General features: G+C 71.4%; 28 protein-coding genes. 14 read left to right on the top strand and 14 right to left on the bottom strand.

The annotated features are described in order from the left end of the window. Positions 1-20 precede the first annotated feature (20 nt). From ACMATS_RS35790 to ACMATS_RS35770, 5 genes are all read right to left on the bottom strand, one after another. Positions 21-950 (bottom strand): LysR family transcriptional regulator, encoded by a 930-nt coding sequence (locus tag ACMATS_RS35790; protein ID WP_414170354.1) that lies wholly within the window; start codon positions 948-950, stop codon positions 21-23. 118 nt (positions 951-1,068) lie between these two features. Next, the gene (locus tag ACMATS_RS35785; protein ID WP_414170353.1) at positions 1,069-2,457 is read right to left on the bottom strand and encodes an erythromycin esterase family protein; all 1,389 of its coding nucleotides are present in this window, start codon (positions 2,455-2,457) and stop codon (positions 1,069-1,071) included. Then, a complete protein-coding gene (locus ACMATS_RS35780; RefSeq protein ID WP_390775212.1) occupies positions 2,454-3,389 on the bottom strand; it encodes a carbohydrate kinase family protein in 936 nt (311 codons plus the stop codon). Before ACMATS_RS35780 ends, ACMATS_RS35785 begins: the two co-directional genes overlap by 4 nt. Next, positions 3,386-4,336, bottom strand: a complete 951-nt coding sequence (locus ACMATS_RS35775) for a pseudouridine-5'-phosphate glycosidase (protein WP_391157109.1) — start codon at positions 4,334-4,336, stop codon at positions 3,386-3,388. The genes ACMATS_RS35780 and ACMATS_RS35775 overlap by 4 nt, the downstream gene beginning before the upstream one ends. 142 nt (positions 4,337-4,478) lie before the next feature. Continuing rightward, positions 4,479-4,907 (bottom strand): GNAT family N-acetyltransferase, encoded by a 429-nt coding sequence (locus ACMATS_RS35770; protein WP_414170352.1) that lies wholly within the window; start codon positions 4,905-4,907, stop codon positions 4,479-4,481. Between the two features lie 33 nt (positions 4,908-4,940). On the opposite strand from ACMATS_RS35770, the gene ACMATS_RS35765 reads away from it, so the two are divergent. Continuing rightward, on the top strand, positions 4,941-5,630 hold the full coding sequence (locus ACMATS_RS35765) for a G1 family glutamic endopeptidase (protein ID WP_414170351.1): 690 nt from the start codon (positions 4,941-4,943) through the stop codon (positions 5,628-5,630). A gap of 285 nt (positions 5,631-5,915) precedes the next feature. On the opposite strand, the gene ACMATS_RS35760 is transcribed toward ACMATS_RS35765, so the two are convergent. Further along, positions 5,916-6,704 (bottom strand): polysaccharide deacetylase family protein, encoded by a 789-nt coding sequence (locus ACMATS_RS35760; RefSeq protein ID WP_390775217.1) that lies wholly within the window; start codon positions 6,702-6,704, stop codon positions 5,916-5,918. A 157-nt stretch (positions 6,705-6,861) separates the two neighbouring features. Between ACMATS_RS35760 and ACMATS_RS35755 the strand changes: the two genes are divergently transcribed. Beyond that, entirely contained in the window at positions 6,862-7,425 is a 564-nt protein-coding gene (locus ACMATS_RS35755) for a hypothetical protein (RefSeq protein ID WP_390775218.1), read from the top strand. A 71-nt stretch (positions 7,426-7,496) separates the two neighbouring features. Here ACMATS_RS35755 and ACMATS_RS35750 read toward each other — a convergent pair whose 3' ends face one another. After that, positions 7,497-8,045: a GbsR/MarR family transcriptional regulator gene (locus tag ACMATS_RS35750; RefSeq protein WP_414170350.1), complete on the bottom strand. Its 549-nt coding sequence runs from the start codon at positions 8,043-8,045 to the stop codon at positions 7,497-7,499. A gap of 98 nt (positions 8,046-8,143) precedes the next feature. Here ACMATS_RS35750 and ACMATS_RS35745 point away from each other — a divergent pair, with 98 nt between their 5' ends. The 4 genes from ACMATS_RS35745 to ACMATS_RS35730 all read left to right on the top strand — a co-directional run bounded on the left by ACMATS_RS35745 (position 8,144) and on the right by ACMATS_RS35730 (position 12,031). Continuing rightward, complete coding sequence (locus ACMATS_RS35745) at positions 8,144-9,070, top strand: ATP-binding cassette domain-containing protein (protein ID WP_414170349.1); 927 nt, start codon at positions 8,144-8,146, stop codon at positions 9,068-9,070. Continuing rightward, positions 9,067-10,686 (top strand): ABC transporter permease, encoded by a 1,620-nt coding sequence (locus tag ACMATS_RS35740; protein WP_390775221.1) that lies wholly within the window; start codon positions 9,067-9,069, stop codon positions 10,684-10,686. Before ACMATS_RS35745 ends, ACMATS_RS35740 begins: the two co-directional genes overlap by 4 nt. Positions 10,687-10,757: 71 nt before the next feature. Continuing rightward, positions 10,758-11,120, top strand: coding sequence for a PadR family transcriptional regulator (locus tag ACMATS_RS35735; RefSeq protein WP_414170348.1), 363 nt, complete (start codon positions 10,758-10,760; stop codon positions 11,118-11,120). Then, the gene (locus ACMATS_RS35730) at positions 11,117-12,031 is read left to right on the top strand and encodes a hypothetical protein (protein ID WP_414170347.1); all 915 of its coding nucleotides are present in this window, start codon (positions 11,117-11,119) and stop codon (positions 12,029-12,031) included. The genes ACMATS_RS35735 and ACMATS_RS35730 overlap by 4 nt, the downstream gene beginning before the upstream one ends. Positions 12,032-12,505: 474 nt before the next feature. Here ACMATS_RS35730 and ACMATS_RS35725 read toward each other — a convergent pair whose 3' ends face one another. Together ACMATS_RS35725 and ACMATS_RS35720 are read right to left on the bottom strand one after the other, a co-directional pair. Then, positions 12,506-13,633 carry an IS4 family transposase gene (locus ACMATS_RS35725; protein ID WP_414170346.1) on the bottom strand — a complete coding sequence of 376 codons (1,128 nt, stop codon included), beginning with the start codon at positions 13,631-13,633 and terminating at the stop codon, positions 12,506-12,508. Positions 13,634-13,903: 270 nt separating this feature from the next. Beyond that, positions 13,904-14,563, bottom strand: a complete 660-nt coding sequence (locus ACMATS_RS35720; RefSeq protein WP_414170345.1) for a TetR/AcrR family transcriptional regulator — start codon at positions 14,561-14,563, stop codon at positions 13,904-13,906. 351 nt (positions 14,564-14,914) lie between these two features. Between ACMATS_RS35720 and ACMATS_RS35715 the strand changes: the two genes are divergently transcribed. The 4 genes from ACMATS_RS35715 to ACMATS_RS35700 all read left to right on the top strand — a co-directional run bounded on the left by ACMATS_RS35715 (position 14,915) and on the right by ACMATS_RS35700 (position 17,856). After that, complete coding sequence (locus ACMATS_RS35715; RefSeq protein WP_390775224.1) at positions 14,915-15,172, top strand: hypothetical protein; 258 nt, start codon at positions 14,915-14,917, stop codon at positions 15,170-15,172. A gap of 352 nt (positions 15,173-15,524) precedes the next feature. Then, positions 15,525-15,851: a hypothetical protein gene (locus ACMATS_RS35710; RefSeq protein ID WP_390775225.1), complete on the top strand. Its 327-nt coding sequence runs from the start codon at positions 15,525-15,527 to the stop codon at positions 15,849-15,851. Between the two features lie 104 nt (positions 15,852-15,955). Then, positions 15,956-17,329, top strand: a complete 1,374-nt coding sequence (locus ACMATS_RS35705; protein ID WP_414170344.1) for a hypothetical protein — start codon at positions 15,956-15,958, stop codon at positions 17,327-17,329. Positions 17,330-17,424: 95 nt separating this feature from the next. Continuing rightward, a complete protein-coding gene (locus ACMATS_RS35700) occupies positions 17,425-17,856 on the top strand; it encodes a nuclear transport factor 2 family protein (RefSeq protein WP_390775227.1) in 432 nt (143 codons plus the stop codon). 19 nt (positions 17,857-17,875) lie between these two features. Here ACMATS_RS35700 and pth read toward each other — a convergent pair whose 3' ends face one another. Continuing rightward, positions 17,876-18,466, bottom strand: coding sequence for an aminoacyl-tRNA hydrolase (gene pth / locus ACMATS_RS35695; protein WP_414170343.1), 591 nt, complete (start codon positions 18,464-18,466; stop codon positions 17,876-17,878). A 165-nt stretch (positions 18,467-18,631) separates the two neighbouring features. On the opposite strand from pth, the gene ACMATS_RS35690 reads away from it, so the two are divergent. Continuing rightward, the gene (locus ACMATS_RS35690; RefSeq protein ID WP_391157140.1) at positions 18,632-19,204 is read left to right on the top strand and encodes a TetR/AcrR family transcriptional regulator; all 573 of its coding nucleotides are present in this window, start codon (positions 18,632-18,634) and stop codon (positions 19,202-19,204) included. 60 nt (positions 19,205-19,264) lie between these two features. Then, entirely contained in the window at positions 19,265-20,470 is a 1,206-nt protein-coding gene (locus ACMATS_RS35685; RefSeq protein WP_414170342.1) for a GDSL-type esterase/lipase family protein, read from the top strand. A 49-nt stretch (positions 20,471-20,519) separates the two neighbouring features. Here ACMATS_RS35685 and ACMATS_RS35680 read toward each other — a convergent pair whose 3' ends face one another. Next, on the bottom strand, positions 20,520-21,986 hold the full coding sequence (locus ACMATS_RS35680) for a PQQ-binding-like beta-propeller repeat protein (protein ID WP_414170341.1): 1,467 nt from the start codon (positions 21,984-21,986) through the stop codon (positions 20,520-20,522). Positions 21,987-22,280: 294 nt separating this feature from the next. Here ACMATS_RS35680 and ACMATS_RS35675 point away from each other — a divergent pair, with 294 nt between their 5' ends. Together ACMATS_RS35675 and ACMATS_RS35670 are read left to right on the top strand one after the other, a co-directional pair. Next, a complete protein-coding gene (locus tag ACMATS_RS35675) occupies positions 22,281-23,801 on the top strand; it encodes a helix-turn-helix domain-containing protein (protein ID WP_414170340.1) in 1,521 nt (506 codons plus the stop codon). A gap of 56 nt (positions 23,802-23,857) precedes the next feature. Next, on the top strand, positions 23,858-24,364 hold the full coding sequence (locus ACMATS_RS35670; RefSeq protein WP_414170339.1) for a GNAT family N-acetyltransferase: 507 nt from the start codon (positions 23,858-23,860) through the stop codon (positions 24,362-24,364). Positions 24,365-24,370: 6 nt separating this feature from the next. Here the strand turns inward: ACMATS_RS35670 and ACMATS_RS35665 are convergent, their stop codons facing one another. The 3 genes from ACMATS_RS35665 to ACMATS_RS35655 all read right to left on the bottom strand — a co-directional run bounded on the left by ACMATS_RS35665 (position 24,371) and on the right by ACMATS_RS35655 (position 26,637). Further along, positions 24,371-25,051: a rhomboid family intramembrane serine protease gene (locus ACMATS_RS35665; protein WP_414170338.1), complete on the bottom strand. Its 681-nt coding sequence runs from the start codon at positions 25,049-25,051 to the stop codon at positions 24,371-24,373. A gap of 92 nt (positions 25,052-25,143) precedes the next feature. Continuing rightward, complete coding sequence (locus ACMATS_RS35660; protein WP_414170337.1) at positions 25,144-25,536, bottom strand: hypothetical protein; 393 nt, start codon at positions 25,534-25,536, stop codon at positions 25,144-25,146. A 288-nt stretch (positions 25,537-25,824) separates the two neighbouring features. After that, on the bottom strand, positions 25,825-26,637 hold the full coding sequence (locus tag ACMATS_RS35655) for a hypothetical protein (protein WP_414170336.1): 813 nt from the start codon (positions 26,635-26,637) through the stop codon (positions 25,825-25,827). Between the last annotated feature and the right edge of the window lie 313 nt (positions 26,638-26,950).

Here is a 26,950-nt window from a genome sequence, read left to right as displayed (position 1 = left end):
CTCCCATCGGGTCGTGGTGGTCACTGCGCCCACCTCGGCACCCACGTCTCGATGCCGTGGTGGCCGGGCCGTACGGAGGCGAGATGGGTGCGGAGTTCGGTGAGCGCGGGATGCGGGTTGTCTTCGTGCCAGATCAGCGAGTGCGGGTAGACCGGCGTCGGGTGGTGCAGGGCGATGCGCCGCAGGTCGTGGCCGACGGGCCAGGCGAGGCGGGTGTCCTCGCCGACGATGGTCGCCAGCGTCGCGGAGTCGGCGACCGCGTCGAGGAGCGGCTCGGTACCGAAGTTGGGGCCGATCGTGTCGATGGTGAGCCCGAATGCGTCGGCGAGTTCGGCATAGTAGGCGGCCCACTCGGTACCGGCGATGATGCCGGGCATCCAGATCCTGAGCCCGGCGAGCTGGTCGGGGGTGACCGCGCGGGCGGCGGCGAACTCGTGGGCCGGGCCGGTGAGAAGCTGGAGGGGCTCGTCGAAGACCCGGGCGGCCACGATGCCGTCGGGTAGCTGCCGCCCGGGCATGGTGACCGCGCGGAAGGACGCGTCGATCGTGCCCGCCCGGACGGCGGCGACGGCCGCATCGGCGTCGAACAGGGTCACCACGTCGAGTTCGGTCTTCGGATACGCGCGGTGGAAGGCGCGCAGCAGACCTGCCGGCGCGAGCCGCCGCCCGATGACGTCGACACGCAGCGCCCGGCGCCCGGGCCGCACCGAGGCGGTGGCCCGCTCCTCGACCCGCAGGAGCTCGCGGGCGTGGGGCAGGAACGCCTGCCCGTCGATGGTGAGCCGGGCTCCGCGCGCGGAGCGGGTGAACAGCTGCACACCGAGTTCCCTCTCCAGCGCGGCGATGCGCTTGGAGACGGCCTGCTGAGTGATCGACAGATCGGCGGCGGCCTCCCGGAACTGTCCCGCGTCCGCTACGGCGACGACGGTGCGAACGGCGTTGAGATCCACAGCGGGCATGGTACGTGCACGACTCAGGGGCATGTGATCGCGCCCCAAAGGGGCGCGGGGAACTGCGCGACCAGCCACGACGAGCCCGCAGTTAACGCACCGCACTCCCGCGGAGCGCCTAGCGCGCCGGTGCCGCTTCCACCGACGGCACCAGGACCGACGCATGCACCTGGTGCAGGTGGACGACCGCGTCGAAGGCACGGCCCAGCGCGAGCGGCGGCGCCGGCTGGTTCGGGTACCGGCCGGGGATGACGAACGTCGGACGGGCCGTGTTCAGCCAGTCGCGCACGGCCGGGTCGTGGCCTGCCGCACGCAGGTCGACGTAGAAGTCGCGGTAGCGGACCTTGTCGAGGGTGTGCTCGTTGCTGCCCGGCGCGGCGGGGCCGACCGAGAAGACCCCTTCCGCATCGGCCGACGTCCGGGCGCGGTAGTCGCCTTCGTAGAGGGACGTGCCGACGGCCACGTACTTGCTGCCGATGAGCTCGCGCAGGGCCGCGCCCGTGGTGACGGGGTAGTAGGCGGGCATGACCGTCTCGTAGGAGATGTGGCCGTCGTGGGCCGACACGACGACGCGGTCACCGGTCTGCCGCTGCCACCACACGGCGATCTCCGCCATGACGCGGTCGCGTTGGCGGCCCATGGCGGCCGCCTGGGCCGGGTCGTCGATGTCGAAGGTGTAGGACGTGGCCAGCTGGGAGATGATCCAGGCCTCTTCGAGCACCCGGGGATCCTGCTGGTCCGCCTCGGCCAGCAGTCGATAGGCGGCTGCTGCGTCCTCGGAGATGGCCTTCCGCTCCGCGAGCGGCTTGGCGTTGTGCGCGGCCATGCGCGTGGCGACCCCTCCGGGCAGGGCGCGAAGTGCCGCGTAACGGCTGCGCAGTTCGGGTACGAGGACGGGTTCGTGGGCGGCCGCCCAGGCCAGGATGCGCTCGTACTGCTCGGGGCCGGCGTCGGAGAAGTCCATGCCCACGACGTGGACCTTGTGGGCACTGGTGCGGTTGTGCTCCCGCATCCAGCGGAACATGGTGAGGAGTTCCTCGGTGTTCAGCAGCAGGTATCCGTCCTGGAACTCCTCGCGCATGATCTGCTGCGGGTCGCCCTCGCCGGTCAGGACGTAGGTGTTCAGCCGGGCCGCCGCCGACCAGCTCATCTCCGTGGCGAGGGCGGAGAACCCTTCCCGCTCGACCAGGTATCGGAACAACCGGTCCTTCACGGTGAAGACTTCCTTCGAACCGTGCGAGGCCTCGCCGAGGCCGACGACCGTCGCGCCCCGGGTCATCGCACCGAACGCGGCCAGATCGCTCCCGGAGCCGCCGGGTGCCGTGCTGCGCAGCGGATGGGCGTGCCGCTGCAGTCCCGCCACCACGGCCCGGTCCGGGGCGGCAACGGTGGAGGAGGATCCGGCCCGCGGCCCGGCCGCCGCCGTCGCGGAGGCGGCCGGGACCAGGAGTGCCGCCAGGGCGAGGGCCACGGCCAGGGGGGTGCGGCATAAAGTCACGTGCGTCATACAGGTGTTATACCCGGCGACTTCTGTGACTCCTGTGGCGGGCGCCCGCCGATGACGGTCACCGCCTCGGCGCCCGCCCGGCAGCCGAGGCGCGCGGCGGTGACCGGGTCGTGCCCCGCCAGACAGGCCGCCAGGTACGCCCCGGTGAAGGCGTCGCCGGCGCCCGTGGTGTCCACGGCGGTGACGGTCTCGGCCGGAACCCGGCCGACGACCGTGCCGGATCGGGCCACCACCGCGCCCCGCGGGCCGAGGGTGGAGACCACGAGCGGAACGTCCCGGCTCAGCTTCGCCACCGCGTCCCGGGGCTCCGGCAGTCCCGTGAGGAGCGCCGCCTCGTCGCAGTTGGGCAGCAGAACATCCGCCCCGGCAACGGCCGTCAGGAAGCGGTCCACCCCGAAGCGGGCGATGAAGCCCGCCGAGGCCGGGTCGACGCTCACCGGCACGGACCGGGCACGGGCCGCCTCCATCGCCAGCCGGGCGAGCGCGCGGCTCGCGGCGGCGAAGAAGAGATAGCCGGAGACGTGCAGGTGTCCGGCTCCGGCCAGCAGGTCGTCGCTCCAGTCGGCGGCGGACAGGCGCAGCACCGCGCCGCTGTCGGTGAGGAACGTCCGCTCGCCGTCCGCCCCGACGAGGGAGACGACCGTGCCGGTGGGCACGTCGGGGTCGAGCACCAGGTGCGGGAGGACGCCTGCTGCGCGCAGCGCGCGCTCGTGCCAGTCCGCCGACTCCTCCCCCACCCGGGCCAGGATGCGCACGTCGCGGGCGCCCGAACGGGCCGCCCAGCAGGCCACGTTGGCGCCCGCGCCGCCCGGGAGGGTGGTGATGCGGGCCTCGGTGTCGGTCGCGGGGGCGAGCGGTGTGCGGTGGCGGGCGACGACGTCGGTCACCACGTCGCCGACGACGAGCAGCGCCCCGCCCGTGCCGCCCGTCATGACGCCGACGCGTACGCCACGGCGACCTCGGCCGCCAGCCGCACATTGCCGCGCACCGCGGCCACGTTGGCCTCCAGCGATGCACCGTCCGTGTGCCGGACGAGGTGGTCGAGGAGGAAGGGGGTGACGGCCTGGCCGGAGATCCCCTCCCGGGCACAGGCTTCCAGCGCCCCGGCCAGTACGCGGTCGTGCAGCGCCGGATCCAACTGCTCCGCTTCGGACACCGGGTTCGCGACGACCAGCGCCGAGGGCGGGCCTCCGAGTGCGTCCTGGGCGCGCAGCACGGCGGCGACCTCCTCCGCGGACTCGGCAGTCCAGTCGACCGGTTCGCCGGAGCTGCGCAGGTAGAAGCCCGGGAACTGCGTGGTGCGGAAGCCCAGGACCCCGACGCCCAGCGTCTCCAGGCGCTGCAGCGTGGCCGGCACGTCCAGGACCGACTTCACCCCCGCGCAGACCACGGCGATCCGCTCGCGGGCCAGGAGGTGCAGGTCCGCCGACTCGTCCTGGGTCCGCGTCCACTCCCGGTGCACCCCTCCCAGGCCGCCCGTGCCGAAGACCCGGATCCCGGCCCGTGCGGCCAGGAACGCGGTCGCGGACACCGTCGTCGCCCCGCTCGCGCCCGCCGCCACGGCCGGTGCCAGATCCCGGTGCCCGAGCTTGCGGATGCCGTCCCCGCCCGCCACCCGCGCCGACTGCGCCTTGTCCAGGCCGATGCAGGGCCGTCCGTCCAGCACCGCGATCGTCGCGGGAACGGCGCCGCCGTCCCGTACGAGCTGCTCCAGCTCCTCCGCCACCGCGAGGTTCCGCGGCCGCGGCAGGCCGTAGGCGATGATCGTCGACTCCAGCGCGACCACCGGCCGACCGCGGTCCAGCGCCTCCCGCACCTCTTCCGACACGACCGTCACGGCTGTCACGGCCGGCAGTCGCCCGGCTGACACCTCTGGCATCGCAGGTCCCTTCTGTCACACCACGCGTGGCACTGCTCGATGGATCCTGGCGGCACGGAGCAGATTCCAAACCCGTGAGGCCGGAAGCCTTCGGCATCTTGGCCTAGGGGGGGGCCGCACGGGCGGCGCGGTCGGCCGTGCGTCAGATCCCGAAGGGTGCCGCGTAGCGGACGGTGCCGCGCGGCAGCGGGCGGGACGCGTCCAGCGAGAGGACCATCAGGGCCTCGTCCGGGACGTCGAACTCCTCGGCCGCGTTCAGGGCGGCGCGGACGGCGGCAGAGCCGGCACCGCTCCCCTGCCGCTCGGGCCGCCGTACGGCGACGGGAGCCAGGCACAGGGCCGGGGTGTCGCCGATGTGGCAGCGGGTCAGCAGGGCGTGGCCGACGAGCGTGCCGTCCGGGTCGGCGGCGACGACGACGGACAGGCCGTCGGTCCAGGAGCCGTCGGCGCGCAGGGCGTCGACGAGGTCGGCTTCGAGCGGGGTGTCGAACGCGGCGAGGTTGATCTCGCTGATGGCGGGGATGTCGGCGGCGGTCGCCCATGAGGGTGAACACGCCCGGACCGCACCCATGACCGACGGACATATCGGGCAAAGAGGACGGCCATGGGCATCAAGGCATGGAAGAGAAAGCGCGGGCGCATCACGGCAGCCGCGATGTGCACCGCCGTGCTCACCCTTCCCCAGGGAGCCGCACACGCGGCCACCGCATCCGCAACCCCCGTCCTGCGTACGTACCTGGACAGCAACTGGGGCGGCTACGTCGCGCAGGGCAGCTTCACCGGCATCACCGGTTCGTGGACCGAGCCGCACGTCACCTGCGGAAGCGCCAACGACCTGTTCGCTCCCTGGGTCGGCCTGGACGGCTTCGGGTCGAACACCGCCGAGCAGACGGGCGTGCAGACCGACTGCTCGACCGGCGTGCCTGTGCTGTCGGCCTTCTACGAGATGTATCCCGGCCCGCCGATGTACTGGAGCGACCCTGTGCAAGAGGGCGACAGCATCACCGCCTCCGTCGTCTTCAACGGCGGGGACAGTTACGCCTTGACGCTCACCGACACCACCCAGGGCTGGACCGAGCGCGTGAACAAGAGCATCGCAGGGCGCAATGCCAGCGCCGAGGCGGTCATCGAGTCGCCCTCACAGAGCTACCCGTCCTTCAGCCGCCTGACCTTCACCGGCGTCACGGTGGACGGGCAGCCGTTCAGCAACGCCAAACCTCTGCCACTGTCCAGCGGGGGCTACACACCGGGACCTCTGTCCGGCGGATCCTTCTCCCTCACCCGGTCCCCGTGAACCGGCCGTCCACGGGGACGCGCACGCCGGGGCACGGCTGACAGCCTCGCCACTTGCATCGACGCTTGCGTCAACTGCCGCGGACGGCCTGCTGGTAGGCGCGGAGAAGGTCGGGGGCGTCGATACTTCCGTGGTGGTGGTACTGGTGCCAGAAGCCGTCCTCGTAGCGGAAGTACCGGCTGGTACGGATCTCCAGCAGGGCGGACGTGCCGTCGGAGGTGGTGTGACTGCCGGTCTCGCGGCCGGCGAAGATGGCGTGCCGCTCGTGCCACCCGGCCGCCCGGGCTACGCCTTGGGGAAACTGAAGGTGTAGCCCTGCTCCTTGAACCAGGGCAGCAGTTGTTCCAGGGCCTGCATCGTCTGTGCGCGGTCCCCTCCGCCGTCGTGGAGCAGGACCGTGGGCCCGTTGGCGAGTTGCCGCTTGACCGTCGTGACGATGGTGTCGACGCCGGGCTTCCGGTAGTCGCCAGGGTCCACATTCCAGCCCAGGCTGCGCATCCCGTGGGCGGCGGCCAGTTGACGGCTCTGCGGGGTGAACGCGCCGCCGGGTGCCCGGTAGTAGTGGAGCTTCGCCCCGCCGGACGCCTCGTCGATCATCCGCTTCGCGTCGAGGATCTCCTTGCCCTGGTAAGCCACGGGCTTCTTGTCCATGGCGGTGTCGTGGCTCACCGAGTGGTCGCACAGCCGGTGCCCCGCCGCGACGACCTTCTTCACCAGGTCCGGGTGGGCCTGGGCGTTGGGGCCGGTCATGCAGAACGTCGCCTTGGCACCGAAGGAGTCCAGTATCTCCAGTGCCTTGGGGGTCCACGTCGGGTCGGGGCCGTCGTCGAGGGTCAGGTTGACGGCCTTGCCCGGGTCCTCCGCCTGCCGGGAGATGCTCATCTCGACGGTGGGGGTGGGCAGACCGGGGTCCGGCCGGTTGTCCTCCGCGGCGCCCGCCGGGCCGTTCGGCCCCAGCACCACGGCGCCCGTCAGCGCGGCCATCCCCGTCAGCGCCGCCGCGAGCGCGCCCAGGGTGCCCCGCATCGCCGTGAACTTCGCCTTGGCCTTCTCCGCCGTGAACCCTGACTTCATCCGACCGCTCCCTGTCGTCGCCTGCCAGGTGAGCCAATCACGCGAAAAACGGCGAAAGGGGGCTTGTCATCGTCCGGTCATGGAATGCGCACGCAGTGCGTGCGAGGCGGTGAAGTGACCGGTCGGAGCCGACATCGTTGCACAGCGTATGCGGAGTATGCGGATTCTCAAGCGGCCGAAGCTCGTCCTCTCCTCCTTCGCCGCACTGACGGCACTCGGGGCCATCGGCGCGGCCCTGGTCGGCCCCGCGCTCCCGATCACCGGCAAGAACACGTTCTGCCTGGCCAGGGGCACCGGTATGAGCCTGGCCGGCATCGAGGGGGCGTCGACCTCGGGGGGCTGTGCGACGCTGTCGGGCAAGGGCACGCTCTCCACCGACCTGACGGCCGGCGAGATCCCGCTCCAGGGCGGCCTGCGCCTGTACACGCCCCAACACCGGCTGGACGTACACAACTTGATCATGCGCATCGACAGCCGCACGGCGACGGCGGACCTCTCGATCGACGGCGCCCGGCCGGCCCACGTCACCTTCCTCACCTACACGATCAACCCCGGGCACGTCACAGTCGCGTACCCGACCGTCAGGACCACCTCGGTGTCCCTGCACCTGGCCGACTCCGCGGGCCCGTCCTTCCTCAGGGCCTTCCCGGCCAGTCCGGTCGGCGTCCACGACAAGCTCTTCGTCTACAGCGGAACGGCCGAGTTCACGAAGGTGCAGTAGCCCGACGTCTCCGCCGGGCGCGGGTTTCCCCGTGTGGACCGCCGCGGATCGCCGCGGATCGTCGGGGTCACCTACGCGCCGGACGACGGCACCGGCGGGAGGTCCAGGGTCGCGCGGTGGGCGCGCCAGCGCTCCAGCATGGTCTGCATCTCGCCCTGCAGGAAGTGCATGAACGCCGCCGTCTCGATCAGCCGCACCCCCGCGGGAGTGCTCACACCGCCGAGGGTCTCCGCGCCTTCGCGGAGGAGCTTCTCCCAGCGGGCGAGCAGCTGGTCGCGGCGGGTGAGACTCTCGTACCAGATCTCGTTGTGCACGACGTACCGGTCGCGGCGGGAGCCGGGCTCGCGCTCGCGGCTGACCATGTCGACCTGGGAGAGGTAGCGGATCGCGCCGGAGACGGCGGCCGGGCTGATCTGCAGGGCCAGGGCCAGCTCCGCCGAGGTCATCGAGGCGTTCTCGGAGGAGAGCAGGGCCGCGAAGACGCGGGCGGCCATGCGCTGCATGCCCGCCTCCGCGAGCTCGGAGGCGAAACGTTCCACGAAGCGGGACATCTCGTCCGGGCCCCGGTCCGCCGGTGCCGCTCCGGCGCCGTCACTGCTCTTGCCGCTCTTGCCACTCATGGGCCCGTCGCCTCCTTCGTCCGCCCCGTCCCGCACCCTTGAACTTTACACGGTTCCTTATCTTCACAAGTTCGTGAAACTACTGTACATTCAAAAGCATGACGAAGGCCATCACGGTCGCCGGACTGCACAAGTCGTTCGGGCGCACCCACGCGCTGGACGGCCTCGACCTCGCGGTCGAGGCCGGTGAGGTCCACGGCTTCCTCGGGCCCAACGGCGCCGGGAAGTCCACCGCCATCCGCGTCCTGCTGGGGCTGCTGCGCGCCGATTCCGGCGCCGCCCAGGTGCTCGGCAGGGATCCGTGGCACGATGCGGTGGAGCTGCACCGGCACGTCGCGTACGTACCGGGGGACGTCACACTGTGGCGCAATCTCTCCGGCGGCGAAGTCATCGATCTGTACGGGCGGTTGAGGGGCGGCCTCGACGCACGGCGGCGCGCCGAGCTCCTCGACCGCTTCGAGCTCGACCCCACCAAGAAGGGCCGCACCTACTCCAAGGGAAACCGGCAGAAGGTCGCCCTGGTCGCCGCGTTCGCCTCGGACGTGGAGCTGCTCATTCTGGACGAGCCGACCAGCGGCCTCGATCCGCTGATGGAGGAGGTCTTCCAGAGCTGCGTCGAGGACGAGCGCAATCGCGGCCGGACCGTCCTGCTGTCGTCCCACATCCTCAGCGAGGTCGAATCCCTCTGCGACCGGGTCAGCATCATCCGCAAGGGCCGGACCGTGGAGACCGGTTCGCTCGCCGAGCTGCGGCATCTCACCCGCACCTCGGTGACGGCCGAGCTGGCCGGCCCGGCCGACGGGCTCTCCCGGCTGCCCGGGGTGCACAACCTCGACGTCCAGGGCCTGCAGGTCACGTTCCAGGTGGACACCGACAAGATCGACGCGGCGCTCCGCTCGCTCACCGTCTCCGGGGTCCGCTCGCTCGTCTCGACTCCCCCGACCCTGGAGGAGCTGTTCCTGCGCCACTACCAGGACGACGTCAGCAGCGGCGCGACCGCCGGTGAAGGGGCGGTCTCGCGATGACCACGGCAACCGCCCCCGCGCTCGTCCGCCACCGCAGGCCCTCCGGCCGACTCGCCGGTACCGGTGCCCTGTTGCGGCTCGCGCTCCGCAGGGACCGGCTGATGCTCCCGGTGTGGATCCTGGCACTCGGCGGGACGCTGGCCAGCGGGGCCGGCACCCTGGCGAAGTTGTACGACACGGCGGCCAAGCGGGCCGACCTCGCCGAGTCGATGAACGGCAACAGCTCGCTGCGCGCCCTCTACGGCCCGGTCTTCGCCGACTCCCTCGGCGCGCTCAACGCCTGGCGGCTGGGCGGAGCCATGGCCGTGCTGGCCGCCGTGATGAGCCTCATGATCGTCGTGCGCCACACCCGGGACGAGGAGGAGACGGGCCGCCAGGAACTGCTGTCCTCGGCATGTGTGGGGCGGCACGCGCCGCTCGCCTCGGCCCTGCTGACGGCACTGCTCGCCAATGCCGGCGTGGCTCTGATCACCACGGCGGGGCTCGCCAGGTCGACGGGTTCCGCAGCGAGTTCGGCAGCGCTCGGGCTCGCCGTCGGCGCGACCGGGATGGCATTCGCCGGTGTCGCGGCGATCACGGCGCAGCTGACCGAGAGCGGGCGGCTCGCCAAGGGGCTCGCGGGCGCCGTGCTCGGCGCCGCCTTCGTGCTGCGAGCGGCGGGCGACACCTCGACCCGCGACGCCTCGTCGGTGCTCAACTGGCTCTCCCCGCTGGGCTGGGCGGAGAACGTGCGGCCCTACGCCGGCGAGCGCTGGTGGGCGCTGCTCCTGCTCGTGGCAGCGGCCGCGGCCCAGAGCGCCGTGGCCTACGCGCTCGCCGGGCGACGCGACATCGGCATGGGGCTCGTGCCGCCCCGGCCGGGCCCGGCCGAGGGGCGCATGACCACGGTGTACGGACTCGCCTGGCGGCTGCAGCGCGGCGCCGTCACCGGCTGGACGGCCGGATTCGCCCTGGCAGGACTGCTGTTCGGCGGAATGACCAAGGGAGCGACGCGGCTGCTCGGCGACAACGAGCAGACGAAGGAGATGTTCCAGCGCATGGGCGGCCAGACCGGGCTCACCAACGCCTACCTCGCCGCCATCATCGGCCTGCTCGGCATGGTCGCCGCGCTGTTCGCCGCGCAGTCGGTGCTGCGCCTGCACAACGAGGAGACGGGCGGCCGGGCCGAGCCGGTCCTCGCGAACGCGGTGGGCCGACTGCCGTGGGCCGCAGGCCACTTGGTGATCGCATTCGGCGGCTCGGTCCTTCTGATGACGGTCGGCGGACTCGGCCTGGCGGCCGGTTGCGGCGAGGGCTTCGGACGGATCCTGGGCGCCGCGCTGGTCCAGGTCCCGGCGATATGGGTCCTGGCGGGCCTGACGGTGCTGCTGTACGGGGCGCTCCCGAAGGCGGCCCCGGCGGCGTGGGGCGTGGTCGGGGTCTGCCTCGCCCTCGGCTGGATCGGCCCCGCCCTGAATCTGCCTCAGGCCGCCCTGGACCTTTCCCCCTTCGGCCATCTCCCCAAGCTGCCCGGTACGCCGATGCACTGGCTCCCGGTCCTGAGTCTGCTGGTCCTGGGGACTGCCCTGACCGGCGCGGGCCTGGCGGCGCTGCGGCGGCGGGACATATCCGGGTGAGCGGGGGCGGCAGTAAGGCGGACCCGGAAGACACGATGACCATATGCCGATGATCGGCATATGGTCGTCACATGACCGACCGACCATTACAAGAGCCGACGCTGCTCCTGCTGACAGCCCTGAGCGACCAGCCGCGGCACGGCTACGCGATCGTCCAGGAAGTCCTGGCCATGTCCGGCGGCCGCGTGCGGCTGCGCACCGGCACGCTGTACGCCGCCCTCGACCGGCTGGTGGGCGAGGAACTGATCGAAGTGCACCGCGAGGAGGTCGTCGACGGCCGGCTGCGCCGCAGTTACACCCTCACCGGCGAGGGCCGGGTGCGGCTGGCCGCCGAGGCCGAGCGGCTGTACGCCACGGCGCGCGAGGCGCGGCGCAGGCTGGGGCTGGCCGACAGGCTCGGCTTCGGCCCGGCGCCGAAGGGAGCGACCGCATGAACCGGCCGCCCAGAGCGCTCTCGCTCTACCCCCGCGCGTACCGCGCGGCTCACGGCGAGGAAATCGCCGCGCACTACGCCGAGTCCACCGCCGACGCCTCCCGGCCCGAACGGTGGCGGGAGGAGGCCGACCTGGCCGCGCACGCGCTGCGCCTGAGGTTCCGGCTGACCTCCGACCACTCCGGAGGCCGGGCGCTGGCCACGGCTGCGCCCTACGCCGCGGTCGGGGCGGCGGTCTACGCTGCGCTGGCGGGCGCCCAGTTGGTGCTGGCCACTACGCGACCACCTGTCCTCCACGGAGGCTTACCGCTCGTGCCACAGGTGGCCGCGGATGTGGCGCTGACAGCGGCGGGAGTCTCCACACTGGCCGGGCGCTGGCGCGCGGCGCGCTGTCTGATGTTGCTGGGCACACTGTTATTGATCATGCAGTGGGTCGGCTACGGCATCCTGCTGGAAGGCGACAGCCGCCCGTTGTCGCTCGGCCTCGCCCTGGCCCTGGTGTTCGGCTGCCCGCCCGACACCCCGCCGGTGGGGCGTGGACAGCGCAGGAGAACGGCCGCCTTCGCCGTCTTCGCCCTGCTCCCCCTGCTCGCGCTGCTGCTGATGGGGCAGTTGCTGCTGCTGGAGAGTACGTTCATGTTCACCAGCATCTCCACGTCCGTGCCGGTCGTCCTGGCCCTCTCGGTGCTCCTCGCCGTCGAGGGAATGCGCTCCGCCACGCCCAGGGCGCACGCGACCGGTGTTGCGTTGTCCGCGCTGCCTTGGTTGACGTTCTGCGTCCAGTGGTTGTACGGGGAGTTGGACACCCTGCTGTTCTGTGCCGGTCTACTGGGGGCCGGTGCCCTCACCATGTGGGCGCGGCAACTGCGCCGGGCCGACCGGGAGCTCGACGGCGGACCGCTGCCACGGTGAGGTGAACAAGCCTCCCGGCCCGGACCCGCACCCCCGTGGCGTGTCCGGGCCGACTTCCTCACGAGAAGTGAACCATGCGGTTCACAAAATGTCAGGGGAATATCTTGCTGCCGTGATGCGGCATCGGTGACACCAAGTGACCAGCTTTCAGGGGCGATCCACTCCCGTGCCCACGCTCTCGACAGTGAACTTGCGGCGCACCGCCGAAGCCCCCCCGGGCCCCCGGCGCTCCGCTCCGGACACGCCCTAGGGCCAATGCCGTTGCTTTAGGGTCCGCGTGGTGCTGGGTCGTGAATGGTGACGGCATCGGCGGGTGCTGTTGCTGGCTGAGGCCAGTATCGGTGGTGGGCCCGTTTGAGGTGGTAGTTGGACATCTTGCGTTTGACCACGCGGGGCTGGGCCCGGAGCCGGCGGGGTGGCAGGAGGTGGGACAGCAGGTCGTCGCGGAGCTGGACGAGCGCGGTGACCAGCTGTTCAGGGGGAAAAAATGCCTGGCGTGGTGGTGACACTGCGGCGTGCTGAGCGCAGGGTGTCGGTGAAGGAGAGCCGGTCGGGATCGGTCCCACCAGCGGCCGCTGTTCTGCAGGCCAGGACCCTCAGGGCGTGGTGGACGAGCAGGTGGGCCCAGATCTGCTGGAGCACGCCGTCCGGCGTTTTGCTCGACAGCACCACGTGCCTCCCGCGCTGCTGGGTTTTGATCTCGGCGAAGACGGACTCGATCTCCCACCGCTGGCAGTAGAGCGCGGCCAGTTCCAGAGCCGGGAACCGTTGCGCATCCAGCAGGTCGGTGACCAGCCGGTATTCGGTGTCGTGGCCTTCCACCCCGTAGGCGATCACCCGGACTCGTACCGGGTCGCGTTTCTTGCTGTCGCTGCCCGCGTGGATGCGGCTGAGCCAGGAACCGTCCGGCAGGCGGGCCTGCACGGGCAGAACCCGGTTCGCCGGCACCCTCCACAACAGGCGGGCGCCGGTCGCGGTGAAGGCCCGCCAGAGCGGGACGCCGAGGAACTCACGGTCGGCCAGGACGAGCATGCCCGGCCCGGCGGAACGCACCAGACGAGCAGCCAGGGTGAGCTCGCCGGTCCGGCATCCGCTCAGCTCCGCATCCAGCACCGCATGGGTGCCGCATTCGGCCAGGGCCGCCATCCTCACCTGCGGGAACGCTGCCCTGTCCGGTCTGCGGGTGTTGCCGGGCCTGCCGAATGCCTCCTGGTTCGCCGGTGTGTCCGCGGTGTCCCAGCAGGTGCTGTCCACCGCCATCAGTCGCAGGCCCCGCCAGAAAGCTCCTGGTGTCCGCTCGTCGGCCAGCGGCGCGGCCGTGGTGGCGAACAGCACCCGCAACGGCTCCGGCCCCAGCCGGTCCCGGGCGCGGAACAGCGACGACTTCGCAGGGACCCGCCACGAACCCAGCATCCCGGCCCCGCGCAGGCCCTCGACCAGGTGCCGCAGCACCTCCAGATACGGTGCGGGTGAGAACAGGGCCAGACCGAGCACGAAATAGACCACCAGCCGCGCGGGCAGCAGCCGTCTGCGTTGCTCGGTCCGGCCGCACGCGGCCACCACCCGGTCCACCAGACCCGGCGGATACACCCAGGTCAACAACCCAAGACCCGATAACTCCGGCACACTCTCGGCCACCGGCACCACCCCCGAGCTCGCGCCAGCAGCGTACGCCCCAGCCAACAAGCCCGTAAGGCAACGGCATTGGCCCTAGGGCGTGTCCGATGGGTCAGTGCGGGCCCCGCGACGTCTGGTGCGGTGCATCGCAAGGCGGAGCATCATCCGCGTACTGGGCGTACTCGGGTGATGCGACAACGCAGCGAGGTGCCGTGCCAGGCGTCGCGGGGCCCGCACTGACCCATCGGACACGCCCTAACCCCCGGCGGCCTCCTCCCGCTCCAGGGCGCGGACCAGCGCCTCGAACCCCGCGTCGACGCCCACGGAATCCCCGCTCGTCGCCAGTTCGAGCAGGAGGCCCCGGAGCGTCGCCAGGGTCATCGCCGCGATCTCCAGCCTGCGTCGGTCGGACCAGTCCGCCGGGCAGAGGGTCAGCATGGCGGGCAGGTACTCCTGCGCCGCCGTCCTGGCGATCCCGCCATGACGGCCGGGGTTGCACATGGCCAGGCCCATGGCCTGCTCGAGCACCCGCGCCCCCGACTGCTCCCTCTTCAGGGCCGGCCACGCGGCGCGTACGCGCGCTGCCAGCGTCCGGTGGGCCGGATCACGGGCGGCGGCGACGAGTGCATTGTCCATCTCCGTGCGTCGTTCGCGCAGCGCGAGTACCGCCTGCCGGAGCAGGTCGTCGGCTCCGTCGAAGTGGTAGAGCAGCACCTTGTGCGTGGTGCCGGCCGCCCGCGCCGCGCGCCGGAGCGAGAAGTCGGGGAGCCCGTTGGCCGCGAGGTCGTCGGCGACCCGGTCGAGCAGTTCCCGGCGTCTGGCCTCGCCCCGCGGAGAACCTGCCGACCGCCGATAGCCTGCTCGTACTGGTGCGCCATCGTCGGCAGAGGTGGTGTTCACCATGCCAGTGTCCATGGCCGCTCACCGCACGATCCAGCGGCGACCGTTCCGACTTCCGCACCCGGCACCCGGCACCCCCGCACTGGCGCCGGACCGGGCGAACGTTCCACACCTGACAGGGTTTTCGCCGACAGCGTCAGGGCGCTGCGCCGTTTACCCCCTCCCGGGGGACCGCTCCGACACGACTGGGTGATCAGCGCATTGGCGACGTGTCGTGTATTCCTATTCGGGCTAGCCTCTGTGGGGGACGGCAAGGACACGGACGGCCAAGGCTGTTGTGTTCGTATGCGCCGGCGGGGGCGCACGGTGGAGGGCCGGGCGCGACGGCGTCGTCCCAGAGGGAGGGAACCAGGAATGGGGTCCGCCGTGACCTTCGGAGAGCTCGACCGGGTATGCGGGGAGGAGCTTCCGCCGCGGATCGCGCTGTCGAGCGTCTCGCCGGCAGGCGCCGAACAGGCCGTGTACCCGATGCTGGTGAGAACGGACCACGGGACGACGGTGGCCTATGCCTGTCAGTACCGGCAGGATGCGCCCGGCCCGGGTCTTCTCGTCGCGTTGGGATTGGCTCCGAGCACTCCTGGGTACACCACCACCTGTATTCCCGCGGCCATTTCCCATCACTGACTGCCGCACCGGATTCATCGACTTCCCGACTTCACCGATCAACTTTCACCGATCGATTTTCCACGGAACTGACCGGCCCGGCCGATTGGTTCACGGGTGACAGCTCGCCCTGTTCAGTTTCGCCGTATCACCGCCGACGACAACCAGCAGCGCGCACGCGGAAAGTCGAACGCATCCGCATGCTTCAGACGCCTTCAGATGCTTTCGTACGCCTTCCTGCGCCTGCACGTCGCCGGAAAACAAGGATTCGTCCTTGACGCCCTCTGCAACGAGGGCTCTTCGAGGGCGATTTCGGGTCGCCGCTCCGGCGATCCGAATGCGGAAACCGCGGAAACGAGAGAAAGGGAACGGCATGGAGAACCCCATCAGCTTCGAGGAGCTCGACAAGATCGCGGGCGAGGTGCTGCCCGAGCGGACCGTCCTGGGCGTCCTGGCCACTCCGTTCAACCACGGCGGTGGCCCCGGCAGCAGCGCCGGCGCCGGCAGCAGCAGCTCCGCGGCGGCCACGGGCGGCGGCGTCTTCGCCCCCGCCCCCAGTGACCACGGCACCACGATCCTGTCGTCCTGCCAGTCCATCGACCGGCAGGGAACCCCGGGGCTGCTCGGTTCGCTCGGCCTGGGCTCCGAGAACCCTGCCAGCAACATGACCTGCACCCCCGCGGCCATCTCGAGCCACTGATCGGCCGGCGGCTCTCCGCAGCCGCCGGGGAGGGCCGGGTGCACCCGGCCCTCCCCCCGCCGTCGCAGGCCGTCCGCCCGCCCCGTCGTTCCTGGAGAGCGCCCATGTCCCTGCCATCCGCTCCGCGCACCGGCGAGGCCGGGTCACCGCCGGGGCGGCGGCGAACTCCGGACGGCCGGGTCGGGGAGCCCGGGCTGCTGGACGGGACGGAGCTGGTCGGCGAGTTCGAGGACTCCGGCTACCGCGAACCGCCCCATCTGGTCTGCCGCCCCGACGGTCAGCTCGTGCGGCTCCCGGTCCTGTTGTACCGGGTCGTCAGAGCGCTGGACGGCCGGCACCGGGAGCGTCAGGACGGACCACCGGACGAAGGCCGGACGATCACGGCGCTGGTGGCGGACGAGCTCAGCCGGGAGTCGGGCCGGCAATTCACCGCCGCGCACGTCGCATTCCTCATCGACGAGAAACTCGCGCCGCTCGGCATCACCACCCACAGCGACGGTTCGCCGCCTCCGCCCACGCCCAGGACCGACCCGTTCCTCTCCTTCCGTTTCCGACTGGCGGTCGTCCCCGAGCACGTCACCTGGTTTCTCTCGGGGCTCTTCGCGTGGCTGTTCCGCCCGCTGCTCGCCGCGCTCGGCATCTGTGCCTTCGTGGCGGGTGAAGCGTGGCTGTGGACGACGCAGAACACCGGTGCCGCACTGCAGGAAGTGCTGTCGGCCCCGTCCAGCGTTCTCCTCGTCGTTCTGCTGGCCGTCGCCTCGTGCGCCTTTCACGAACTGGGCCACGGCGCAGCGTGCCGGTACGGGGGCGTGCGGCCGGGCGCCATGGGGTGCGGCATCTATCTCGTGTGGCCCGCCTTCTACACCGACATCACCAACTCCTATCGGCTGGGCCGCGCCGGGCGCATCCGGGCCGACTTGGGTGGCGTCTACTTCAACGCGCTGTTCACTCTCGGGCTGCTGGGCGTTTACGCACTCACCGGATTCCCGCTGCTTCTCGTGGCGATCCTCTCCGTCCATCTGGAAATCGTTCAACAGCTGCTTCCCACGCTGCGGTTCGACGGCTATTACATCGTCGCGGACCTGGTCGGCATTCCCGACCTCTTCAAATACATCGCCCCCATCCTCAAGCGGGTCCTGCTGCGCAGGCCTCAGGACGACCGGCTTCGGGGCCTCAAGAGGTGGCCGCAAATCGTCGTCACCGTATGGGTCCTGTTCCTGGTTCCGGCGCTCACTCTCCAGTTGGGCTTGGTGGTCGTCAATCTGCCCCAACTGCTGCAGGCGGACTGGCAGACAGCGGCCCTGCTGATCGCACGCGCCGACACGGCGGGCCTTCAGCCGCTCGCAGTGCTCTCGGCCTGCCTCCAGATCCTGCTGCTGGCGCTGCCCGTTGCCGGTGTGCTGCTGGCACTGGTGCGGCCGCTGCGCTCCCTCGTCCGGTTCGTCTGCCGAGCAGGCAGACTAATCAAGTTTGACTAATGAATCGCTCCGACCTACCTTCGTGGCAGTAGATCCGGCACGCCTGACACTGCTGCCGGTACGTCTCATGTGTGCACCAGCATGGAGGAGAGATCGTGACGGTTCTGCCCGACACCGGCTACTGCCCCACCGACGAGGAACTGTCCGAAATCCAGGAGTGGTTCGCCGCCTACGACGCAGCCAGCGGCCGACGCGACATCGAGGCCATGGCCGACGTCGCGGTCTTCCCGCTCAACCTCGTGAGCGACGACTCCGCGGGGCAGGGGGCGAGCGCCCAGTGGGACCGGCAGCAGTTCGTCGCAGCCATGACCCGCATCATGGGGGACGGCGACGAGGGCATCACCTTCGACTCCACCCGCACCCCGGTCTTTCTCGGCCCCTCCCTCGCCGTGGTCTTCACCGACTCGGTCATGACCGCGGAGGGGCGGACACAGCGGCTGCGCTACGCGGACATCCTTGTCCGGCAGGGCGACTCGTGGGCGTTCCAGACCATGATCCAGGGTGGTTGGGGGGACCAGCTGGCCTGACCGGTCGCGCGCGTGCCCGTCACACCTGGGCCTGGGCGGTGTGCAGCGCGGTCTGCGCCTTGTCCAGGCCGTGGACGACGAGAGCTTCGACCGTGTCCGCGCAACGGTCCAACAGCGGCGGAAGGCCGGTCCGTTCGGATTCCGAGAAATTCTGCAGGACGAACTGACCGGCCTTCTGCCCCTGCGGCGGGCGGCCGATGCCGAACCGGAGCCGCGCGTAGTCCTGGGTTCCCAGGGCCTCGGTCACCGAGCGCACCCCGTTGTGCCCGCCCGCGCCGCCGCCGCGCTTCATCCTGACGGCGCCGAACCGGAACGCCATGTCGTCGTACACCACGAGAAGCCGCTCCGCCGGAACACCGTAGGCCTGCAGTACGGCGGCGACAGGGTTGCCCGAAAGGTTGATGAACCACTGCGGCTTGGCCAGGATCACGCGCCTGCCGTCGACCTCGATCTCCGCCAGACGGCAGCGGGCCCTGTGCCACCTGAACGCCGCTCCATGCCGCCGGGCGAGATGGTCGACGGCCAGGAAGCCGGCGTTGTGCCGCGTCCCGCCGAACCACGGTCCCGGGTTTCCGAGCCCTGCCACGACCCAGCATTCGTCGGACGTCACAGCGTCGGAACCTCTCGTAGACACAGGCGGTGCGTCGCATGGTAGCCGGAAGATCATCACCCCCCTCCCCCGCTCCTCCACTTCCTGAAGAGCAGGGTCGTTTGCCTAAAGGGTTTAGGCAAATGCATAATCACTTCTGTCCACACGAGGACCAGGAGGAGAGACATGGCGCGCGCAGGACTGACCGCGGAACGCCTGACCCGGGCGGGGGCGGAGCTGGCCGACGAGGTCGGCTTCGAGCAGGTGACCGTCTCGGCGCTCGCCCGGCGATTCGACGTCAAGGTCGCGAGCCTGTACTCGCACCTGAAGAGCTCCCAGGACCTCAAGACCCGGATCACCCTGCTCGCGCTGGAGGAACTCGCCGACCGGGCCGCCGACGCCATGGCCGGGCGGGCCGGCAAGGACGCCCTGACCGCTTTCGCGAACGTCCTCCGCGACTACGCCCGGGAGCATCCCGGCCGCTACGCCGCGGCTCAGCTCCGGCTCGACGCGGAGACGGCTGCCGCCAGCGCCGGCGTCAGGCACGCGCGGATGATGCGGGCGATCCTGCGCGGCTACGACCTGGAGGAGCCCGACCAGACGCACGCGGTCCGGCTGTTGGGCAGCGTCTTCCACGGCTACGTCAGCCTGGAGGCGGGCGGAGGGTTCAGTCACAGCGCCCCCGACTCGCAGGAATCGTGGTCCCGGATCCTGGACTCCCTCGACGCCCTGCTGCGCAACTGGCCCGCGGGGCCCTAGCCCCGCGCCGCGCACCCTGCATCTCCGTCATCCGCAAACGTCGATCGGCAAGACGAGAGCATGAACACCACCAAGCACGGCAAGCACAACGATCACGACTGGATCACCACGCCCATCACCGCGGATCTCCTGCGCGGCGCCCTTGAGTTGGAGCACACCGCGCACGGGGTGCTGCCGCACCGGCTGCCCGCGTGGGCCCGCGCCCAGTGCACCGACGGTCAGCTCGCCATGGCCGAGGCCCAGCCCTCCGGCGTACGGCTCGTCTTCCGGACCCGGGCCACCGCCGTCGAGCTGGACACGCTGCCCACCAAGCGCGTCCACGTGGGTGCGCCGCCCCGTCCGGACGGCGTGTACGACCTGCTCGTCGACGGGCAGTTGGCCGATCAGGCCGGTGTGGCCGGCGGCAACACCCTGACCATCGACATGACGACCGGAACCGCCGAGAGCCGGCCCGGACCGGTCGGCACCCTCCGCTTCTCCGGCCTGCCCGGCCGGGACAAGGACGTCGAGATCTGGCTGCCGCACAACGAGACCACCGAACTCGTCGCCCTGCGCACCGACGCCCCGGTCGGGCCCGCGCCGGACCGCGGCCGCATGGTGTGGCTGCACCACGGCAGTTCGATCAGCCACGGTTCCGACGCCGCGAGCCCCACGACCATATGGCCCGCGCGCGCCGCGTCCCTCGGCGGCGTGGAACTGGTCAACCTGGGCCTGGGCGGCAGCGCGCTGCTCGACCCGTTCACCGCCCGCACCCTGCGGGACACCCCCGCCGACCTGATCAGCGTCAAGATCGGCATCAATGTCGTCAACACCGACCTGATGCGCCTGCGCGCCTTCGGCCCTGCCGTCCACGGCTTCCTCGACACCGTCCGCGAGGGCCACCCCGCCGCACCGCTGCTGGTCGTCTCGCCCGTCCTGTGCCCCATCCACGAGGACACCCCGGGGCCCAGCGCCCCGGATTTCACCGCCCTCGCCGCCGGGCGGCTGCAGTTCCGGGCCGCGGGTGATCCGGCGGAGCGCGCGAGCGGGAAGCTGACCCTGGGCGTCGTCCGGGACGAACTGGCCCGCATCGTGCGGCAGCGCGCGGCCGACGATCCGAACCTGCACTACCTCGACGGCCGCGAGCTCTACGGCCGGGCCGACTCGGCCGAACTGCCGCTGCCCGACGGGCTCCACCCGGACACCGCCACCCACCGCCTCATCGGTGAACGCTTCGCGGGGCTGGCGTTCGGCGACGGCGGTCCCTTCGCGGACCGCAGGGCCTGACGCCGGCAGGGCGCATGCCGCCGCATCGCGCCCTGCCCCGCTGCCGTCCTCAGGAAGCCGGCAGGGAGATCAGTGCCTTCTGCCGCGCCTTCGGTGCCTGTCCCGGCTTCTCGCTGACGTAGCCCGCCGAGAGGTACAGCCGCCCGTGGCCGACCAGGGCCAGCGGGTCGGAGCCGATCCATGCGGTTCGGGGCGTCGGTGCGTAGCGGCGCACCAGCGTCTGACGGCCTGTTGCGGGATCGAAGCGCACGAGCCGGGCAGGGTCGTGAATGTTGCCCGCCATGTAGGCCAGGACGTCGTCGGTGTCCGAGGCGACGGCGTAGAAGTCCTGCAGGTAGCCGCGCGACCGCTGCTCCCACAGACGCTGTCCGTTCGTCAGCGACCAGGCGACCATCTTGTTGTTGTCGGTCGCGTCCGTCTCCTTGCTCTGCGCCACGACGAAGATCTTGTCGCCCTTGATCTGGACGTTGGCGGCGGGGCTGCCGTCGGTGGTCAGCAGTTCGCGGTCGGTGTCGGAGCCGCCGGCGAGGCGGGTGCGGAGCCGGCCGTCGTCGTCGAGCACCACCGGACGCAGCTGCTTCATGTCGCGGGACTCGGGCACGTTGACGACGACCGGTGAGGTGGCAAGTACCTTGGCCTCGCCGCCGTGTTCGCCGAGCCGGTAGGCCCACTGGGGGCGTCCGGTGGCGGGGTCGACGCCGACGGCGTCGTAGACGGTGTCGCGGGCCTCGTTCCAGCAGGACTGCAGACGGACGAGCCGGCGGCCGCCGGTGTAGCCCATGCTGATGTTGCCATGGGTGCCGTGGCAGTCCTCGCCGCCGAGGAGTTCATCCGTCTCCTTCCACAGCAGGGTGCCGTCGGCGACCCGCAGAGCGCTGGTGCGGTGCCCGGCCGCCGAGACGACCACGGTGTCACCGCTGCGGGCAATCTTGTCGCCGGCGCCGATGACCTTGTCGTCGGCGTCGAGGGTGTGCTCCCAGAGCGCCTTGCCGGAGGCCAGGTCGACGGCGACGAAGGTGGAGCAGGTGTCCCCCTTGCCGCGGGCGAAGACGGCGACGTCGCCGGTGGAGTCGGTGGACGCCTGGCAGAGCCTGGCGCCGTCGGGGTTGCGGACGGTCCACAACTCCTTGCCGCTGTCCGGTTCGTAGGCGTGGACGCCGTCCGGCAGGGCCTTGACGACGGCCTTGTCCGTGAACCAGACGCCGCGGATCATCTGCGGGTGCTCCGCGCCGGTCGGCATGTAGGGCACGCTCCACGATCCCTTGCCGGCCTCCGGCCCGCGGTGCCATCCGCCCGGGCGCACGCCCAGAGCGGGCCACAACCACCAGACGCCGGCGGCCACGACGGCCGCGAAGGCGAGGAGCGCGGCCACGACCATGCCGACGATCCTGGCCGAGGACGTGGTGGCCGGTGCGGGCGCACCGCCGTACCGGGGTGCAGGCGCAGTGACGGCGCTGCCGTCGGCGGGCTGCTGCTCGTGGGACTGCAGGGGGCTTCGGTCTGCGGCATCGTTCACCGCGGGGTACTCCTCGGGCAGTCGGGCCCACTCGGCCGCGAACGCCTTTCCGGCACCCGGCGTGTGGTCGGTCGTCGGTCTGTCGTCCGACGGCCATTTCTATCAAACCGGGGCAGGGCGCTCCCCTCCGCCTCCGCCCCGGAATCCGGGGTGGTGCCCTGATCGCTCTCGGTTCCTCCCCGCACGGCGGGATCACACCTCCGATACCGGAATGCACGCTGTCCGCCCGAACGGGTAGTCTGCGGCGCACATATACTGGGGGGTAATATGCAAGTCCGGGCACACGAGACATTCTTGTCCGACCCGCGCGGCCGCAGAGCCGACGACGTGCTGGCCATGCACCGCTCCGCCCGCAGGGGCGGCACCCGGTCCCTGCTGCGATGGCTCGCCGGGCGCACCGGAGTTCGCGTACTGCTGATCGCCACCGACGGCACGGTCCTGGCCGAGGAAGGCGGCACCGGAACAGCGGGCCACACCGAACTCGCCCGGAGCGGAGCGGAGGAACTGCGCTCCCGCGGCCTGGGGTCCCTGACCCTCGACGGGGAGAGCGGCACGGCCCTCTTGGTCTCCCTGAACGGAACGCGGAAACACTCCGCGCCCGCCCTCGCCGCCGTCACGCCCCGGCCGGTTCCGGACGGACTGGCGCGGCTGCTCTCCGACGTGGCATCGGCCCTGGACCTGTGCTGGACGTCGGAACAGACCGAACGGCAGTTGCGCCGCCTGGAACTCGCCGAGGTGCGCAACCGGGAAGCCGTACTGCACCTGCTGATGAACGGTCATGTCGCCACCGCACGGCAGATCGCGGACGTCCTGGAGCCGGCGCTGCCCGACGTGATCCGCTACCTCGTCGCCGAGGCCCCGCCCCGCCTGCGTCATGCGCTGGCACACAGGTGCGCCGAACTCGCGCCCGGCGCCTGGGTCGTGCCGTGCCCGGTGTACGAGGACCACGTGCTCGTCCTGGCCCCGTCGGCCCCCGGAGCAGGTGCCGAGGAGGCCTCGGCACTCGCCTCGGCCGTCGCGGGGACACCGGGCGACGTCACGGTCGGCGTGAGCGAGGCCGTCCCCCTGCGCGACGCGGCCACCGGCTACGCGCAGGCCTTCCACGCCCTGGTGACGGCACGCAGCCGTACGGACCGATGGGCGACGTTCGCCTGCCGGCCCGATCCCGCCCTCGTGCTCGGGCCGACGGCGCGGGAGTGGGCCGCGCAGGTGCTGGCGCCCCTGCGCACGTACTTCGCGCGGCGCCCCCAGGACCCCGACAGCGCAGAACTCGCCGTCACAGCGACCTCCTGGCTCGCTTTCTCCTCACAGGCGACCACCTACCTCAAGATCCACCGGAACACCCTGTCCGCCCGGCTGAGGCTCATGGAGGACCTGCTGTCCCTCGACCTGGACCGGCTCGCCGACCAGTCCCTCCTGGCGCTGGCCCTGCGCGCGGACTCCGGCCCGCGGGCCCGCCCTGCAGGGCCCGGCACGGTCGGAGACACGGCGCCGCGCTCGCTCGACGACCTCCTGGCCCGGCCGGCCGCCGTGGAGTGGGCCCGCAACCTGCTGCGCCCCGTCGAGGCGCTCTCCCCCGCCACCGGCCTCGGGCACACGCTGGACGCCTGGCTGCGCAACGACGCCCGGCTCGCCCCCACGGCCACGGAGCTGTCGCTGTCGACCACGGCGGTCCGCAAACGTCTCACCCGCGTCGAGGAACTCCTCGGACGCTCCCTGCTCCGCGCCCCCAGCGACCGCCACGACCTGTGGCTGGCCAAACGCGCCCTGCACCTCACGGACGCCGCGCGGCAGTGCGCGGCAATTCCCGGTTGAGCCACCTCGTGGATGCGCTGCGGACGGCGCCCCACCCGGCCTTGGAGAATGGATCCATGCGTATCCGAGCAGCACACCTGGACGAACTGCCCGTCCTCCAGGACATCGAGAGAGCCGCCGGAGAGTGTTTCCGGGCGATCGGCATGCCGGAGATCGCCGACGACGCGCCTCCCTCGACCGACGAACTCGCCCGCCACCAGCGCGCCGGCCTGGCCTGGGTCGCGGTCGACGACGCCGCTGTCCCCGTCGCGTATCTGATTGCGGACCGCGTCGACGGCAACCTCCACGTGGAGCAGGTGTCGGTGCATCCGGGCAGCGCCCGTCGCGGTATCGGCCGGTCCCTGCTGGACCGGCTGGCCGCCCGGGCCAGGAGCGAGGGGGCGCCCGCGCTGACCCTCACCACATTCACCGAGGTTCCGTGGAACGCCCCTTACTACGCGCGCCTGGGATTCCTGCCCCTGGACGACGGCGAACTCACCCCCGGCCTGGAGCGGATCCGCCGGCACGAAGCGGCACTCGGCCTGGACCGGTGGCCGCGGACCTGCATGCGCCGGGCGCTGTGACCGGATTCAACTCCGGAATCGACTCCGGAATCGACTCCGGAATCGACTCCGCTTGCTCGCGAGGGTGATGGCCGCGCCCAGGAGCGAGCCGGTCAGGACGCCGATGCCATGGTTGTTCTGAAGGACGCACAGCACCACGCCCGCGGCCGGGACCGGCAGCGAGAGCCAGCGCAGCGGCGCGCGTTCACCGGTCAGGGCGTACGCGCACGCCAGGGCGCCGACCAGGCCGCACAGCCCGACCGAGTCGCCGCCGCCGTGCACGCTCCAGCCCGCCATGCTCACCGCGTGTGCGGCGGCACCGCTCGCCACGAAGAGCAGCGGCATGCGGACCGGGCCGAACAGCCGCTGCGCGGCCGGGGCGACGACCGCGGCCGCGACGAGGTTGAAGGCGAGCTGGCCCGGGCCCGAGGTCTGCACGAGCAGCGCGGTGAGCGCCCGCCACCACGGCCCATCGGGTGTGCGCTCCAGGTGGGGCATGACACCGGGAACGACCGTCTGCACCACCGCCATCACCGCCATCACGCCGACCAGTGCCGCGGCGGCCCACGGCACCGGACGCCCCCACAGCGTGCGCACCAGCTCGGGCGGAGCGACCCGGCGCCGGCCCGTCTGTGCCGTGATGACCTCGGCACCGGGCATGACCACGGCGGCCGCGCAGGTGTACAGGGCGATGGTGTGCACATTCATGGCACAAGCCTGCCGAATGCGGGGCTCCGGACGGCAGGGAGGGATGTGGGGCGGCCGTCGTGACAAATGTCCTGCCGGCCGGTGTCAGGGCATCACCCGCCGGCCGGGGCAGCGGCCTTGTCGTCCTCGTTCTCTTCCTTCTCCTCTTCCTTCTCCTCTCTCCTCTCCGCTTCCTTGTCCTCTTCCTTGTCCTCGTCGGCCCGGACCTTCTGCCACGCGCGGATCTCGGCCTCGGCGACGGGCTCGAACTCCGGCCGGTGCTCGGCGACGCGCACCCAGACGTACGCGCGGCGGCGGTGGTTCTCGGCGCGCTCGTCCTCCGGCACCGGCTCGCCCTGCAGTGCGGCGGCCAGGAAGTCGTCGCTCTGCTCGGCCAGTGCGGCGAGCAGGAGCAGGGCGTCGCCGGGGTGGGCGACGTCGGGGCCGGTCGCTTCCAGCAGAAGCGCACGGTCGTCGACCATTTCATCGGGCTGCTGTTCACTCATCCGGGTCTCCTTCCGAACATCTGAACCCCGTCCTGCCTCAACGACGCCGCGGCCGCAGGGACACGCATCCCTGCGGCCGGGCGGGAACAGGTGACGAGGTCGGTGGAGCCGGTCGTGGCATCGAGCCACACCACCCGGGTGCCGCTGTCGGCCGTACGCTCTCGGTGGCCGACAGGCGGATGCCCTGCAGCGCGTCCTTGCCGCTGCCCGGGCTGATGTCGACGGCACCGGAGCCGTCGAGGTTCACGCGGCGCACCGCGGTCATGTCGCTGGGCCAGTGGTCCCTGGTCAGCCATAAGACGTGCTGGCCGGTGGCAGCGGTCGGTGGACCGTCTCCTGGGGCGTGAGCTGCTGCAGCACCGTCCGCTTCCCCGTCGCGGTGTCCAGGACCTCAAGGTCGGTGCGCCACTTGCGGTTCTCGTGGTACCAGTCGGCGAAGGCGATCCGGCCGTCGGCAAGGGACGGCTGCTGCGTGGACGGGCCGCGTCCCCAACCGTCGCCGCCCGGCGTGATGTACGTCGGATCCGTCTCGCCCATCCGCAGGTACACCACGCGCTGGCCGACGTGCCGCAGGGTGACCTCGAAGACCACGGTCTTCCCGTCGACGTGCATCGAGTCGGTGCGCCCGGCCCAGACCGAGTAGGCCTCGCTGTCGCCGCCGCCGTACACCGTCTTGGTGCCGTCCCAGAAGGCGTTGACGTACGGTGCGCCGTAATCGCGCACACCGACGAGGGAGTTGACGGTCATGCCGCGGCCGTCGAGGCTGTTCCGGCCGTGGACCGTCCTGTAGCAGTCGTAGGCCTTGCCCGCCGCCCGGTGGGCGTCCACCGCGCCGGCCTCCGTGGCCTCCTTGCCGAAGGCCGGGGCCGGCGAGGCGAACTCCTTGATGCCGCCGGGCCAGTTGCCGGCGACGTCGCCGACATCATGTGACGCCGGAGCCCTGCACTCCGGAGTCGGAGGCGGGCGGCCCCGCCGGGGGAACCGTGGGGGTGCCCGTCCCTGCTCTGCGTCTTCCTGCGCGTGCTCTGGGCCGGCGCAAGGTTTCCCTCCCCAACGTGTCCGAAGCCGCTGAAACGTCTGGAACGTCTTGGGCAGGGCCATGCAAGCGGGGATATGACAGCGGTATCAACGGTTACGGTTTCCGCCGGACGGCTTTCGGTCTTGATCGGGCCGGGGCCGTCGAAGTGCCGCTGGACTGCACCGATCCGCAGGTACCGCTCTCGGGCCTGGGCTGTGCGTCGTCTGCTCCCCTGTCTGAGAGCCCTTCAGACCTGGGACGGCACGGTCTCCCAAGCCGGCGAACGGGGCTTCGCTCCCCCGCTGGTTCTGGTGGACAAACGGCCGCGCAAGCGCGAGACGGGCGCGCTCGAACCAAGCGGGCTCGCCGACGAAGTCCGGTGCGTGATCGCGCCCC

This window comes from Streptoverticillium reticulum (genome assembly GCF_047456005.1).
In the GTDB taxonomy this organism is placed as follows: Bacteria; Actinomycetota; Actinomycetes; order Streptomycetales; family Streptomycetaceae; genus Streptomyces; species Streptomyces reticulum.
The sequence above is the reverse complement of the archived record's forward strand: the minus strand, read 5'-3'. Positions and strand labels throughout refer to the sequence as shown.

Bases quoted from the DNA above. Each gene is read 5' to 3' on its own strand.
- ACMATS_RS35765 (WP_414170351.1), top strand. From the start codon at position 4,941: ATGGGCATCAAGGCATGGAAGAGAAAGCGCGGGCGCATCACGGCAGCC.
- ACMATS_RS35760 (WP_390775217.1), bottom strand. From the start codon at position 6,704: ATGAAGTCAGGGTTCACGGCGGAGAAGGCCAAGGCGAAGTTCACGGCG.
- ACMATS_RS35720 (WP_414170345.1), bottom strand. From the start codon at position 14,563: ATGGACACTGGCATGGTGAACACCACCTCTGCCGACGATGGCGCACCA.
- ACMATS_RS35735 (WP_414170348.1), top strand. From the start codon at position 10,758: ATGACCGACCGACCATTACAAGAGCCGACGCTGCTCCTGCTGACAGCC.
- ACMATS_RS35655 (WP_414170336.1), bottom strand. From the start codon at position 26,637: ATGGCCCTGCCCAAGACGTTCCAGACGTTTCAGCGGCTTCGGACACGT.
- ACMATS_RS35785 (WP_414170353.1), bottom strand. From the start codon at position 2,457: ATGACGCACGTGACTTTATGCCGCACCCCCCTGGCCGTGGCCCTCGCC.
- ACMATS_RS35670 (WP_414170339.1), top strand. From the start codon at position 23,858: ATGCGTATCCGAGCAGCACACCTGGACGAACTGCCCGTCCTCCAGGAC.
- ACMATS_RS35780 (WP_390775212.1), bottom strand. From the start codon at position 3,389: ATGACGGGCGGCACGGGCGGGGCGCTGCTCGTCGTCGGCGACGTGGTG.
- ACMATS_RS35770 (WP_414170352.1), bottom strand. From the start codon at position 4,907: ATGGGTGCGGTCCGGGCGTGTTCACCCTCATGGGCGACCGCCGCCGAC.
- ACMATS_RS35690 (WP_391157140.1), top strand. From the start codon at position 18,632: ATGGCGCGCGCAGGACTGACCGCGGAACGCCTGACCCGGGCGGGGGCG.
- ACMATS_RS35755 (WP_390775218.1), top strand. From the start codon at position 6,862: ATGCGGATTCTCAAGCGGCCGAAGCTCGTCCTCTCCTCCTTCGCCGCA.
- ACMATS_RS35705 (WP_414170344.1), top strand. From the start codon at position 15,956: ATGTCCCTGCCATCCGCTCCGCGCACCGGCGAGGCCGGGTCACCGCCG.
- ACMATS_RS35710 (WP_390775225.1), top strand. From the start codon at position 15,525: ATGGAGAACCCCATCAGCTTCGAGGAGCTCGACAAGATCGCGGGCGAG.
- ACMATS_RS35665 (WP_414170338.1), bottom strand. From the start codon at position 25,051: ATGAATGTGCACACCATCGCCCTGTACACCTGCGCGGCCGCCGTGGTC.
- ACMATS_RS35775 (WP_391157109.1), bottom strand. From the start codon at position 4,336: ATGCCAGAGGTGTCAGCCGGGCGACTGCCGGCCGTGACAGCCGTGACG.
- ACMATS_RS35730 (WP_414170347.1), top strand. From the start codon at position 11,117: ATGAACCGGCCGCCCAGAGCGCTCTCGCTCTACCCCCGCGCGTACCGC.
- ACMATS_RS35750 (WP_414170350.1), bottom strand. From the start codon at position 8,045: ATGAGTGGCAAGAGCGGCAAGAGCAGTGACGGCGCCGGAGCGGCACCG.
- ACMATS_RS35745 (WP_414170349.1), top strand. From the start codon at position 8,144: ATGACGAAGGCCATCACGGTCGCCGGACTGCACAAGTCGTTCGGGCGC.
- ACMATS_RS35685 (WP_414170342.1), top strand. From the start codon at position 19,265: ATGAACACCACCAAGCACGGCAAGCACAACGATCACGACTGGATCACC.
- ACMATS_RS35660 (WP_414170337.1), bottom strand. From the start codon at position 25,536: ATGAGTGAACAGCAGCCCGATGAAATGGTCGACGACCGTGCGCTTCTG.
- ACMATS_RS35740 (WP_390775221.1), top strand. From the start codon at position 9,067: ATGACCACGGCAACCGCCCCCGCGCTCGTCCGCCACCGCAGGCCCTCC.